The sequence below is a fragment of the Phocaeicola paurosaccharolyticus JCM 15092 genome, from assembly GCF_000613805.1.
GTDB lineage: Bacteria > Bacteroidota > Bacteroidia > Bacteroidales > Bacteroidaceae > Phocaeicola > Phocaeicola paurosaccharolyticus.
Map to the genome: position 1 here is coordinate 22,864 of NZ_BAJR01000016.1, position 13,918 is coordinate 36,781.

General features: G+C 33.8%; 10 protein-coding genes and 4 pseudogenes. 11 read left to right on the forward strand and 3 right to left on the reverse strand.

Translation table 11 applies throughout. The features are described from left to right. Nucleotides 1–78 precede the first annotated feature (78 nt). The 7 genes and pseudogenes from rpsA (at nucleotide 79) to JCM15092_RS08085 (ending at nucleotide 5,870) form a co-directional block, all read left to right on the forward strand. Complete coding sequence (gene rpsA, locus JCM15092_RS08055; protein ID WP_024994220.1) at nucleotides 79–1,866, forward strand: 30S ribosomal protein S1; 1,788 nt, start codon at nucleotides 79–81, stop codon at nucleotides 1,864–1,866. Nucleotides 1,867–2,304: 438 nt separating this feature from the next. Beyond that, on the forward strand, nucleotides 2,305–2,739 hold the full coding sequence (locus JCM15092_RS08060) for a cold-shock protein (RefSeq protein WP_024994221.1): 435 nt from the start codon (nucleotides 2,305–2,307) through the stop codon (nucleotides 2,737–2,739). Nucleotides 2,740–2,751: 12 nt separating this feature from the next. After that, the gene (gene rbp / locus JCM15092_RS08065; RefSeq protein ID WP_024994222.1) at nucleotides 2,752–3,060 is read left to right on the forward strand and encodes an RNA-binding regulator; all 309 of its coding nucleotides are present in this window, start codon (nucleotides 2,752–2,754) and stop codon (nucleotides 3,058–3,060) included. A 405-nt stretch (nucleotides 3,061–3,465) separates the two neighbouring features. Continuing rightward, nucleotides 3,466–4,379 (forward strand): annotated as a pseudogene (locus tag JCM15092_RS15435) (ribonuclease Z). A 54-nt stretch (nucleotides 4,380–4,433) separates the two neighbouring features. Then, nucleotides 4,434–4,985, forward strand: a complete 552-nt coding sequence (locus JCM15092_RS08075; RefSeq protein WP_024994223.1) for an RNA polymerase sigma factor — start codon at nucleotides 4,434–4,436, stop codon at nucleotides 4,983–4,985. 48 nt (nucleotides 4,986–5,033) lie between these two features. After that, entirely contained in the window at nucleotides 5,034–5,414 is a 381-nt protein-coding gene (locus JCM15092_RS08080) for a hypothetical protein (RefSeq protein WP_024994224.1), read from the forward strand. 6 nt (nucleotides 5,415–5,420) lie between these two features. Next, complete coding sequence (locus JCM15092_RS08085; RefSeq protein WP_034541766.1) at nucleotides 5,421–5,870, forward strand: hypothetical protein; 450 nt, start codon at nucleotides 5,421–5,423, stop codon at nucleotides 5,868–5,870. Nucleotides 5,871–5,935: 65 nt separating this feature from the next. Here the strand turns inward: JCM15092_RS08085 and mazG are convergent, their stop codons facing one another. Next, nucleotides 5,936–6,718, reverse strand: a complete 783-nt coding sequence (mazG, locus tag JCM15092_RS08090) for a nucleoside triphosphate pyrophosphohydrolase (protein WP_024994226.1) — start codon at nucleotides 6,716–6,718, stop codon at nucleotides 5,936–5,938. A gap of 450 nt (nucleotides 6,719–7,168) precedes the next feature. On the opposite strand from mazG, the gene JCM15092_RS08095 reads away from it, so the two are divergent. The 4 genes and pseudogenes from JCM15092_RS08095 to JCM15092_RS18015 all read left to right on the forward strand — a co-directional run. Further along, a complete protein-coding gene (locus JCM15092_RS08095) occupies nucleotides 7,169–7,522 on the forward strand; it encodes a hypothetical protein (protein ID WP_024994227.1) in 354 nt (117 codons plus the stop codon). Nucleotides 7,523–7,652: 130 nt separating this feature from the next. Then, nucleotides 7,653–9,137, forward strand: a pseudogene (locus JCM15092_RS18005) (valine--tRNA ligase); the annotation flags it as partial. Between the two features lie 116 nt (nucleotides 9,138–9,253). Then, nucleotides 9,254–9,307, forward strand: a pseudogene (locus tag JCM15092_RS18010) (hypothetical protein); the annotation flags it as partial. A gap of 207 nt (nucleotides 9,308–9,514) precedes the next feature. Continuing rightward, a pseudogene (locus tag JCM15092_RS18015) lies at nucleotides 9,515–10,294 on the forward strand (class I tRNA ligase family protein); the annotation flags it as partial. 69 nt (nucleotides 10,295–10,363) lie between these two features. Here JCM15092_RS18015 and JCM15092_RS08105 read toward each other — a convergent pair. Both JCM15092_RS08105 and JCM15092_RS08110 read right to left on the reverse strand, forming a co-directional pair. Further along, a complete protein-coding gene (locus JCM15092_RS08105) occupies nucleotides 10,364–12,058 on the reverse strand; it encodes a DUF4114 domain-containing protein (protein ID WP_024994228.1) in 1,695 nt (564 codons plus the stop codon). Between the two features lie 5 nt (nucleotides 12,059–12,063). Next, entirely contained in the window at nucleotides 12,064–13,884 is a 1,821-nt protein-coding gene (locus tag JCM15092_RS08110) for an ATP-binding protein (protein ID WP_204367512.1), read from the reverse strand. Between the last annotated feature and the right edge of the window lie 34 nt (nucleotides 13,885–13,918).

The following is a 13,918-nucleotide window of genomic DNA, read 5'->3' on the forward strand; positions in this document are numbered from 1 at the left end:
TTATTGTATCTTTGCGCCCGAAATTGATACAATCAATATAATGTCTAACATAATTAATTTAGTATTAACAATTTATTAATGGAAAATTTAAAGAACATTGCCCCTATTGATGATTTCAACTGGGATGCTTATGAAAATGGTGAAGCTGTAACAAGTGTTAGCCAGGAAGAACTTGAAAAAGCTTATGATGGTACTCTTAACAAGGTAAACGACCGTGAAGTCGTTGACGGTACTGTAATCTCAATGAACAAACGTGAAGTTGTTGTAAACATTGGTTACAAGTCAGACGGTATCATTCCATTGAGCGAATTCCGTTACAATCCAGAACTTGCTATCGGTGATACAGTTGAGGTATACATCGAGAATCAGGAAGACAAAAAAGGACAATTGATCCTTTCACACAAGAAAGCTCGTGCTACCCGTTCTTGGGATAGAGTTAACGCAGCTCTTGAATCAGAAGAAATTATCAAAGGTTTCATTAAGTGTCGTACTAAGGGCGGTATGATCGTTGACGTATTCGGCATCGAGGCATTCCTTCCAGGTTCACAAATTGATGTTAAGCCTATCCGTGACTACGACGTATTCGTAGGAAAAACTATGGAATTCAAGGTTGTTAAGATCAACCAAGAATTCAAAAATGTCGTTGTTTCTCACAAGGCTCTTATCGAAGCTGAGCTTGAACAACAGAAGAAAGACATTATCGGTAAACTTGAAAAAGGACAGGTACTTGAAGGTACTGTTAAAAATATCACATCTTACGGTGTATTCATCGACCTTGGTGGCGTAGATGGTTTGGTACATATCACAGATCTTTCTTGGGGACGTGTTAGCGATCCTAAAGAGGTTGTTGAACTTGACCAAAAACTTAACGTTGTTATCCTTGACTTCGATGATGACAAGAAACGTATCGCACTTGGTTTGAAACAGCTTACTCCACATCCATGGGATGCTCTTGATCCAAACTTGAAAGTTGGTGACACTGTTAAGGGTAAAGTTGTTGTTATGGCTGACTACGGAGCATTCATTGAAATCGCTACTGGTGTAGAAGGTCTTATCCACGTATCTGAAATGTCTTGGTCACAGCACTTACGCGTTGCTCAGGACTTCATGAAAGTTGGTGACGAAGTAGAAGCTGTAATCCTTACACTTGACCGTGACGAACGTAAGATGTCTCTTGGTATCAAACAACTTCGTCAGGATCCATGGGAAACTATCGAAGAGAAATACCCAATCGGTTCTAAGCACACTGCAAAAGTTCGTAACTTCACAAACTTCGGTGTATTTGTAGAGATTGAAGAAGGTGTTGACGGATTAATCCACATCTCTGACCTTTCTTGGACTAAGAAAGTTAAACACCCATCAGAGTTCACTCAGATTGGTGGTGACATTCCAGTAATTGTTCTTGAGATAGACAAAGAGAACCGTCGTTTGAGCCTTGGCCACAAGCAACTTGAAGAAAATCCTTGGGATGTATTCGAAACTGTATTCACAGTAGGTTCAATACACGAAGGAACTATCATCGAAATGCTTGATAAGGGTGCAGTTATCGCTCTTCCTTATGGCGTTGAAGGTTTCGCTACTCCTAAACATCTTGTAAAAGAAGATGGTTCACAGGCTCATTTGGATGAGAAACTTGACTTCAAGGTAATCGAGTTCAACAAAGACGCTAAGAGAATCATCCTTTCTCACAGCCGTATATTCGAAGATGCTGTAAAGGCAGAAAAGAAGGCTGAGAAGAAAGCTTCTTCAAAGAAAACTACTAAGAAAGAAGATTCAGCAAATATCCAGAACCAGGCAGCTTCTACAACTCTTGGTGATATTGATGCACTTGCTGCTTTGAAAGAACAGATGGAAAACGGTAAATAATCAATTTACATATACCAAAACTCAAAAGGATGCATAATATTATGCATCCTTTTTTTTTAATTCACTGATAATTAGGATAAGAATTATTTTATACCTATATTTGCGCAGAACATTAGAGTTATTTTGACTATCCTTTATGTCAGTCTATTCCACTCCCGCCCTATTCGGAATAATCATCCATGAAAAGAAATCATACTAATTCACTTGTTTAATACATCTATTCCTAATAAATGATGTATTCTTGTTGGAAACATAATGGTAGATTATAATATACAGAACATCAATCCCAATACCGGCAATTGATATATAATCAACAGACAGATTTTTTTCGATAAGTCAGTTTAAATACATTATTTTTCACAAGATAAGGATGAAATCGTTAACAAAATGAATGATGCTCATATTTTATGTTCATCTATTCAAAGGAGAAATATATAAATGGCAATAACAACAGGAAAAAGAGAAAGAGAAAAATTAAAGCAACAGAAACGTCTTGAAAAACAGAAAAAAAAAGATGAGCGCCAAAGCAAAGGGTCAGATTCTTTTGAAGATATGATTGCTTATGTAGATGAAAACGGACAACTATCTTCAACACCACCAGACCGTCCTTCAGCAAAGATTGATGCTTCTCAAATTGAGATATCAGTACCAAAACTTGTAGCAGAGGAAGTGGAGCCAGAGAATGGAATAGTAGACTTCTATAATAGCTCTAAGGGATTTGGCTTTATTAAAAGTAGTGACAATAGAAATAAATATTTCTTTCACATATCATCAGCTCCTGAAAATATCAAAGAGGGTGATAAAGTTTCATATGAATTAGAAAAAAATGCGCGCGGAATAAATGCTGTACGTATATCAATAATTAACAAATAATATTTAGAACAAATGAACATTTATGTTTCACATTTAAGCTGGAATACACAGAATGACAGCTTACAAAATTTATTTTCTCAGTTTGGAGAAGTTACTTCTGCAAATATCATTACAGACAGAGAGACTGGTAGATCACGTGGCTTCGGTTTCGTTGAAATGGTTAATGATAACGAAGGACAAGAAGCTATCAACAGCCTTAATGAGACTGAATTCGAAGGGAAAGTAATCAATGTAAGCGTTGCTCGCCAAAGGGAAGAAAGAAGCTCTAATGGTGGTGGCTTCAACAGAAACAACAACGGATATAATAGCAGAAGATATTAATATATAGCTCGCTGTATTATTACGGAACAGTATTGACCTGCTAAATGTTTAAGCATTTAGCAGGTCTTTTTTTGTTAATAGTTTAAATAATGATTCCTTATCAAAAGATATAACATTACTATTCATTAATAATACTTTGAATCGTTGGTTGGTATAAATAAATAATGGCACAATTTATTTATCCAAAGCTTTAGGATATTAATCCTAAAGCTTTGGATAAAGATTTAATCACTAAATAATTCATTATTCATAGTAACATATCATTTATAATATATTAAGTAAGATCATTTGAGATTCTGGATTACGAAATTGTTTATATATTTGCTTAATAAAAACACGCTGGATCCTTTAAAAAACAAAAGCTAATATTATTTGAATCCGGTTTTCATTATATTTGTAATAATTATGGAAAAATTCGAGATAAATATATTAGGATGCGGATCAGCTCTTCCAACTACAAGACATTTTCCATCGAGTCAGGTCATCAACTTCCGAGACAAGTTGTTTATGATAGATTGCGGTGAAGGATCCCAACTTCAGTTCAGAAAATCTAAAATAAAGTTTAGTCGTCTGAATCATATATTTATTTCTCATCTACATGGAGACCACTGTTTCGGCCTTATTGGCTGATATCCACTTTCAGTCTTCTTGGTCGTACAGCAACACTGCATATATACGCTCATAAAGACCTTAAAATGATACTTCAGCCTCAACTGGACTATTTCTGCAAAGGAATGACATACGAAGTAGAGTTTCATGATATAAACACGAACTCTTCTGATGTGATATATGAAGACAGATCTCTGTCTGTATCAACAATTCCACTTAAACATAGGATTCCTACATGTGGTTTCCTCTTCCAGGAGAAGCCTGCATTAAGACATATAAAGAGAGAAATGATTGATAGGTATAGTATACCAATAGCATATATTAATTGTATAAAGAACGGCTATGACTTCATAACAGAAGATGGTGAGACAATACCAAATGACGTTCTTACCTCTGATCCAGAACCAACTAGAAAATATGCATATTGCTCGGATACAAAATACAATCCATCTATTATTGATCAGATAAGAGGATGCAATCTTCTTTTTCATGAAGCAACATTTGCAGAAAGTGATAAGAAGCGTGCAGAAGAGACTTTCCATACAACAACTAAACAGGCAGCATCTATTGCAAATGATGCTAATGTAAAAAGATTGATTATAGGCCATTTCTCTGCAAGATATGAACAGGAAGAGCTTCTGTTAGATGAGGCAAAGACAATATTTGAAGAGACTATCTTAGCAAAAGAAAACTTAAAAATTAATTTATAAATTAAACCAATGATTCTTTTTAATATCTAAACTTAAAATCCAGATATCGACCTAATGGGGAAAAACAAAGAAAAAGAAATAGCACAATTGTTGCAAGAGCCCGATCGACAGAAAGAAGCCTTTGAATGTATTGTAAACGAATATAAAGAACAATTATATTGGCAAATAAGAAGACTTGTCTTCTCGCATGAAGATGCAGATGACGTACTTCAAAATACATTCATAAAGGCATGGATGAACTTAGAATATTTCAGAGGCGATGCAAAAATCTCAACATGGCTATACAGAATAGCTTTTAATGAGAGTATTGCTTTTTTAAATAAACAGAGAGCAACAGAAGCAATATCTATAGATGATGCTGAAACAACTTTGATTAATAAGCTAGAGAGTGACACATACTTTGACGCAGATGAGTCACAGCTTGAGTTTCAAAAAGCTATAAACTCTCTTCCGGAAAAACAGAAGATTATCTTCAATCTGAAATATTTTCAAGAGATGAAATACGATGAGATGTCTGAGATATTGGGGACTACTGTAGGGGCTTTGAAAGCATCTTATCACCATGCAGTAAAAAAAATCGAGAACCTTTTAAAAGATTCTCTTTAAACCTTTTATGAAAATTGTTGTCTAAAGAAAAGAAAGGAACTTAAAGTTATGAAAGAAGAAGATAAATTAATTGAGAAATTTGGTAAGAAAAACCAATTTAAGGTTCCTGAAGGCTATTTTGAGAATTTCACTAATAATCTCATGGATAAGCTTCCACCGAAAGAAATTGGACCTGAACCAAAGATCACTACATGGCAACGAATCAAGCCATGGATTTATATGACTGCAATGTTTTGCGGGTTGATGTTAAGTGTAAAAGTTATATTGGAAAAGCCAGAGAACGAAAATTCAACATTGACAGAAAAAAGTACTGACGAATTTTCGGATGCTGAGTTAGAGATTATGATTGATAATACAATGACCGATGATTATTCGTTGTATACATACATAACTGGAGCAGATAATAATATTTCAAATAAGCAAGAATAAAAAATTATGCAAAAACTATTTACAATCTTTTTCATGGCAATCATTACCCTATGCACTGCAAATGCACAATGGCAGGGTAATAATCTCTCTAAAGAAGATTTCAGAGAGAGACAGCAAAGATATTTTATGGAAAAGAGTGGTATAACTGAAGATGAAGCAAGCAAATTCTTCCCGTTATATTACGAGCTACAGGATAAAAAGGCTGATATCAACAATAAAGTATGGGGAAGAGCCAGAAATATGAGAAATCAGAACTTATCTGAAAAAGAGTGTTCAGACATGATACAAAATTTTGCTGAAGCAAAAATAGCTTCAGACAAGCTTGATTTAGAATACATTCATAAATTTAAAAAAATAATATCTGCTAAGAAACTTCTGAATTTGCAGATAGCAGAGATGAAATTTCATAAGGATATGCTCAAGATAATGCATCGCCCCCCGATGAAGAGAGACTAATTCAGATACAAAAAGCAACATCAATTATGATGTTGCTTTTTGTATTGAATAATCAAATTGGTTTTTTATTCATTCGCCTTTGCCTCATTCCATATCTCATCCATCTCAGAAAGAGACATATCAGTAAGGCTCCTACCCTTTTTAATTGTTTGATCTTCCAGATAGTTGAAACGCTTAATAAATTTCAGATTTGTTCTTTCTAATGCATTATCTGGATTAATTTTATATAAACGGGCAGCATTTATAAGACTAAATAGAACATCTCCGAACTCAGCCTCAGCCTTATCCTTATCCATTTTATATATTTCGGCTTCAAACTCACCTATCTCCTCTTTTACCTTATTCCAGACCTGGCTTCTATCTTCCCAGTCAAATCCAACACTTCTTGCCTTATCTTGAATTCTATATGCTTTGATTAATGAAGGCAAAGAATCCGGAACTCCACTTAAAACTCGTTTATTTCCATCTTTTTCATTCATTTTAAGAAGTTCCCAATTTTTAATCACAGTCTCTGCACTATCGGCTTTAACTTCACCAAAGACATGAGGATGACGATAAATAAGTTTGTCGCATAACTGGTCACAAACATCTTTTATATCAAAATCTCCTGTTTCACTACCAATCTTAGCATAAAAGCAAACATGTAAAAGAACATCCCCTAACTCTTTACAGATATTCTTCTTATCATCTTTCATTATAGCATCACAAAGTTCATATGTCTCCTCAATGGTATTTGGCCTTAGTGACTGGTTAGTTTGTTTTTTATCCCATGGGCATTTCACTCTGAGTTCATCCAATATATCAAGAAAGCGTCCGAAGGCTTCTATCTTTTCTTCTCTTGTATGCATTACAGTATTTTTTTTTAAACAAAAAATATAATATTATTATAAGAAACACTACATTTGTTACAAATATTAAAAATATAAATTTAAATATACTGAATCAAGACACAAGTAAGAAACATCTTTGCTATACAATTAATATTATTATGAATATAATATTTCATATCGCATTTAACTGATAGCTATACCCAAAGCTTCATTATATAATAAAACATTTTCAGACACATCTTTAGTCATATATTTTAACACAGACTAAACAAAATATTAATCAGATTAATCAACAAAAAAAACATAGAAATCATTATTAGACTAATTAAAATTTGTACCATTTCAGCCATCTTATATGCTGCATATTATTTCTTAATCAGAGAAGATTCTCAAGACAAACCTACTGTATACAATATAGACTCAGGAACACCGGAAAGAGTTATAGAATCACCAAAATCTATAGTTGGAATGACCTTCACATCTGATGAGGGTATTGAAGTCTATTTTGAAAAGGATAAACGATGCAAAGTATATGGTACAAATGAAGAGAATGGTTTTAAAATCAAAGGCACTCCAAATTACAATTACAAGAAGAAAAATAAGACTGAAGCTGACCTTAGAGTAAATTTCACTGTATCCAGAGAAAAAGGAAGAGAAATAATAGAAACTGAATATCGATATAATTATGAAATCGATTTCACTAAGCCTTCAGGTGGAAAGGCACATTGTAACTATGTTTTTACCCATAAAATGGGAGCTGGTGACAAAGTAAAATCTTTTGTTGAAGCAGATACACGTCCTACATGGTTTGAACTAAAATAGTTGTTAGTTAATTTGTATAGGTTTATAACTTTTTTCTATATTACTGATTGCAAAATAGACTATTTTCCCGCTACTTTTATTAATTTTGCACCTAATTATGTGATAATAAATTAATAAATGATATAATATAATGGAATTAGCAAGTAAGTATAATCCCACAGATGTTGAGGGAAAATGGTATCAGTACTGGCTGGATAATAAACTATTCAGTTCAAAACCTGATGGTCGTGAACCATATACCATAGTTATCCCTCCTCCAAATGTTACAGGTGTTCTGCACATGGGGCACATGCTTAACAATACTATTCAGGATATTCTTGTACGTCGTGCAAGAATGCAAGGGAAAAATGCTTGCTGGGTACCAGGTACTGACCACGCTTCTATAGCTACTGAAGCAAAGGTAGTAAACAGACTTGCTCAGCAAGGGATAAAGAAGACAGATCTTACACGCGATGAATTTCTTAAACATGCATGGGACTGGACTGATGAACATGGAGGTATTATCCTTAAGCAGTTACGTAGACTAGGTGCTTCTTGTGATTGGGATCGCACAGCATTTACTATGGATGAAGAACGTTCTGAGAGCGTTATAAAAGTCTTTGTTGACCTATTCAACAAAGGACTTATATACCGTGGCGTACGTATGGTAAACTGGGATCCAAAGGCTCTTACAGCTCTTAGCGACGAAGAGGTAATCTACAAAGAAGAGAATAGCAAACTTTTCTATCTTAAATATAAAGTTGAAGGAGACAAAGAAGGACGTTACGCTGTAGTGGCTACTACCCGTCCAGAGACAATCATGGGTGATACAGCTATGTGCATCAATCCTAATGACCCTAAGAACAAATGGTTGAAAGGTAAGAATGTTATCGTTCCATTGGTAGGAAGAGTTATTCCTGTTATAGAAGATGACTATGTAGACATTGAGTTTGGTACTGGATGTCTTAAAGTTACTCCGGCTCATGATGTAAACGACTATATGCTGGGTGAGAAATACAACCTTAAGACCATTGACATCTTTAATGATAATGGAACAATAAGCGAGGCTGCAGGACTTTATGTCGGAATGGACAGATTCGATGTCCGTGAGCAGATTGAGAAAGATCTTGATAAAGCAGGACTACTTGAAAAAGTTGAAGCTTATACAAACAAGGTAGGTTTCTCTGAGAGAACAAATGTTGCAATAGAGCCTAAATTGTCTATGCAGTGGTTCCTAAAGATGGAACATCTTGCAAAACCTGCTTTGGAAGCTGTAATGAATGATGACATAAAATTCTATCCTTCAAAATATAAGAATACATACAATCATTGGATGGAGAACATAAAAGACTGGTGTATTAGCCGTCAGTTATGGTGGGGACATAGAATCCCTGCATATTTCCTTCCAGAGGGTGGATATGTTGTTGCAGAGAATGCTGAGGAGGCTCTACAATTGGCTAAGGATAAGACCGGTAATTCATCTCTTACTATAGATGACTTGCGACAAGATGAAGATTGTCTTGATACCTGGTTCTCATCATGGCTATGGCCTATCTCTCTGTTCGATGGTATAAACAATCCTAATAATGAAGAGATAAAATATTACTACCCTACTAGTGATCTTGTAACAGGTCCGGATATAATATTCTTCTGGGTAGCACGTATGATCATGGCTGGTTACGAATATGAAGCGAGATGCCATTCAAAAATGTATACTTTACAGGCATTGTACGCGACAAACTTGGACGTAAAATGTCTAAATCTCTTGGTAACTCTCCAGATCCATTAGAACTTATTGATAAGTATGGAGCCGACGGAGTTAGAATGGGTATGATGTTAGCAGCTCCTGCAGGTAATGATATCCTCTTCGATGATTCTCTATGTGAACAAGGACGTAACTTCAACAACAAGATATGGAATGCTTTCCGCCTGGTTAAAGGATGGAATGTTGCTGATATTGAACAACCTGAATATGCTGCTCTTGCAACAGAATGGTTCGAAAAACAATTAATTGCTGCAACTGCAGAAATAGAAGACCTATTCTTAAAATATCGTCTTAGCGAAGCTCTTATGGTTGTTTACAAACTATTCTGGGATGAGTTCTCAAGTTGGTATCTGGAAATGATTAAGCCTGCATATGGAGAACCTATTGATAAGAAAACTTATGAAAGTACTCTTCATTTCTTCGATGTGTTACTTAGACAATTGCATCCGTTCATGCCTTTTATCACAGAGGAACTTTGGCAACATATCCTTGACAGAAAAGAGGATGAAAGTATTATGACTGCTCAGGTTGAAAAGTATACAGAGAAGGAGTCTGACGAATCTATTAAATTCATTGCTTCATTCAACAAGATTAAAGAGGTAGTAAGTGGAATACGTACTATAAGACTTCAAAAGAATATTGCTCAGAAAGACTCTCTTGAGTTGCAGGTTATAGCTGCTGATGCTGAGGTCTTGAAATATTCAGAAGTAATCAAGAAACTTTGTAATATATCGTCTATAAGTGTTATTGAACAGAAACCTGAAGGTGCATCATCATTCATGGTAAATACCACTGAATATTTCATTCCATTGGGTGACCTAATTAATGTAGAGGATGAAATAAAGAAACTTGAGACTGAGCTGAAATATCAGGAAGGTTTCTTGATTAGCGTTATGAAGAAGTTAAGTAATGAAAAGTTTGTAAATAATGCTCCTGACAAAGTTATTGAGATGGAGAGAAAGAAACAAGCTGACGCTGAAAGTAAGATTTCAACATTAAAAGAGAGCATTGCTTCTTTGAATAAATAATATTATTTCAATTTAATGATAATAAAAAGGATACCAATTTGGTATCCTTTTTTATTGTTTATATTATACTTATTTATTTACTATAAATGGAGTATAAGGAGGTATCTGAATTGTTGATACAAACTCAGAATAATCAGCAGGGTCAAACTCAACATACATATTAAGTTTCAGATAAGAACCGTTAGCAAGGCCATCTCTATGTTTGTATATCAGCTCTTTCACTAATTCAGCAGGAGATTTGTCACCACTATATGTAATGAATGACCTTGAAGCTTCATCAGCAGAATAGCCCATCTCTTTTACTGTTGTATGCCAAAGGTGTAATTGCTCTTTTTCTTCTCTTGAGAAGAAGTCACTAACAGATACAAAAACATTAGTCTTGAGATAGTCAACCAAATTTGCGAAATCAGAATATAGTAGATTCTTTATATTAGCTCCAGAGCCAACATAAATTTCATCGCTTACTCTAATAACATTACCATTTACTGTTCTGAAATTTGACTTGGTATAGACAAACATATCTTTCAGAGCTGGATCATATTTAGCTGACTCAACAATATCCGATAGATTCCTCACTGCTCTGTTAGTTTCTAGAACAGCAATATCACTATCGTCTGATTCAATACTAGCTAGATTGTTGCCTATAGCAGCAGGAGCATCAGACTTTACATGAACAATAATATCATTGCAATCATTATCACCTAATAATCGTTCATTGTTCATATCTTCAAACCCTACAATAACATTATCATTTGATGTTCTAAAGATTGAGCAATGACTCTTATTATCAGTCTCTTTATTCCATAAAGAGTTTGAGTAGAACTGTGAATTACCTGAAGAGATAACTCCATTATTAAATGAAGAAGTTCTCAAGATAAATCCAATATTAGTACCTGCAGGGAAAATATCAGACATGCTACCTGTTGCAGGATCGCAATACTTCAATTTAATATACTCACCTTTCTTTAATCCATTTAGAAGACTATAAGTTCTTGTTGAAGGGAAAGCGACAATCTCTTTAACATTATCTTTATCAATATTGCTATTATAGCAATAATAGCCTATAGAGTTATTGAAAAGAGATTTATCACTTAAAATGCTCAACCATATCTCTGTATCCTCTTCAACAAAAATAGAAGATTGAGATGTGAACATCTTATTAGCTTTTTTCCATTCAGGAAGAGCCTTGGAAATTGATTTATACTCATTTGATGTTAATTTAAAATCTACTTTATTATCTACATAATCAGGTTTTCCTAAAGAATTCCAACGTCCCAAAGACAAATATGAGAAATTACCTGATCTTGATGCATCATTTCCTGTATTATTAAACTCAAATGGTTTAAGTTCTACTGTACCATTAACTATTGTACCATATAGAATAGCAGGAACTCCAGCACAATCAGAAAGAATATATACCTCCTTTACACCACCAGGAATTTTTCTCAATAACTTGTAATCTCCTTTTTCATCTGTCATTCCTGACATTATAGGAGTGATAGCTGATTTTGTAATAGTTCCATCTGCATTTACAGAATAAGGATTCTCTGAATAAACATCGAAAGTAACATTATAACCTGATGTCACATCGTAATCAATGTCAAAATTGACAGACTGCTCATTATTTGACAATAGAAACTTTTCTATTGTAGCCTTTCCATCATTTTCTCCATTTATTGTCTCATCCTGTGATGAGCATGAAAACAGAAAAAACGAGGCAAATGTAGCACAGATAGCAGCACTAAAAAGTTTTTTGTTTTTCATTGAAGTTAGTTTATAGGATGAATAAAAATAATTCTAGTTCCATTCTTATATGAAGAGTCAACAGCGACACTTCCGCCTAGTTTTATTGATATAAGTTTTACTAATGTAAGTCCTAAGCCAAGACCTTGTCCAAAAACATCTAATTTCTGAAATGACTCAAAAATAATCTTCTGCATCTCTTCTGGTATACCCTTTCCTGTATCTTCTACAGAGAATATGACCTGATTACACACATAATCAATCTTGTAACGTAGATAGATATCTCCTTTCTCAGTAAACTTAACTGAGTTCAATAATAAGTTACTTAAAAGCTGAGACAATCTGATGGCATCGGTTCTAAGATAAAATTCACCTTCAACATCTGGAATAAAATGTAATATTACCCCATCTTTCAAATTGTGTTTCATCTCTTCAATTAGCGAAGAACACGTTGAATTAATATCAACTTGTTCATAATCGAAAGATAGTAAACCTGTTTGAAGTGAAGATGCATCTAAAGTATCATTTATAAGTTTAAGTAGTAAATCAGTATTATATTTAATAATATTGACATACTCTTGAGATGACCCATCCTTATACAAATCTGTTAATAGAGAAGAGAACCCTACAATTGCATTTAAAGGCGTCCTAACTTCATGGTTCATATTTGCCAAGAATATATCTTTATACTTTAATGATTTCTCTACTTTATCTTTCTCAGCAATAAGTTCTTTTTCAGAATCCAATAATCTCCTCTTATCCTCTTTCAACATTTTGTCGGATATTCGAAGTTTATTCCTTATTTTCCTAATTCTGATAATATAGACAAAGCTTACTACTGAAACTGCTAAAAGAATAACTGCCAGCGAAACAACAATCTTTAATTTCAAAGTCCTTGATTCAATCTCTAACTCCTTATTTTTTATCTCTAGCTTATCAACTTCATGAATTGTCCTTAACTGATTAATCTGTTTAGAGAAACTCTCACAGTACATTGAGTCCAGTTCATTAAGTGCAAAATCATAAGCAAATGCAGCTTCTTTGTACTTTCCAGATTCTAATAATATTTTCCCTTTAAGTTGTAATGCTGGTTGATAAATAAAGATAGATGAAGCTTTATCAATATTATTAATCGCTTCAGTATAATTCTTTATTAACTGATAGTATGATGCACAAGTGTAATAAAAGTAATAATAAACATAAGAATCATTTACTTTATCTACATACTTTTTAGCTGATTCAATATATTTTTCTGCATTTTTCGGCTGATTTAAACCCACGTACATTGCTATATAGTAGCAATCAATTAACCAAGCACATCTATCATAAGGAAGACTTTTTTTCTTGCTTTTCCATTCATGCAAAATTTTCTTTGCATCTTCCACGCTCTCTTTAGCCCCATTATAATCTCTTAATTTAAGATCGCTTTCAATTATATACGTAGTAAGTTGAAATTCATAACCATATCTTCTATTATTACTTTTTTTCAACAAAGCAAGTCCTTCATTAAAGGCTTTTATTGCTTCAACATATCTGAAAGTCTCCATATAAATGATTCCGGAATTCTCATAAGATGCTATAAGGCCATCTGTATTGTTTAGCTCTTTAGCATGAAGATAAAGTTTATTGGCATTTTCTATAGCTTCATCATATTTTTGCTCATATACATCAACTGTACACAACAGGTTATAAGAATCAAAATACACTTGATATAGTTTATTTTCAAGCGCTATCTTCTCCAAGATATTAAACCAATATCTAACACTATCGCATTCTGTTCTATTATAGTAATTCTTAATCATATTAGAAAGGATAAAGCCTTGCATGGCTACACTATCTTTCTTCAATGCATAAGAATACATTTTCTTGAGATATACAATT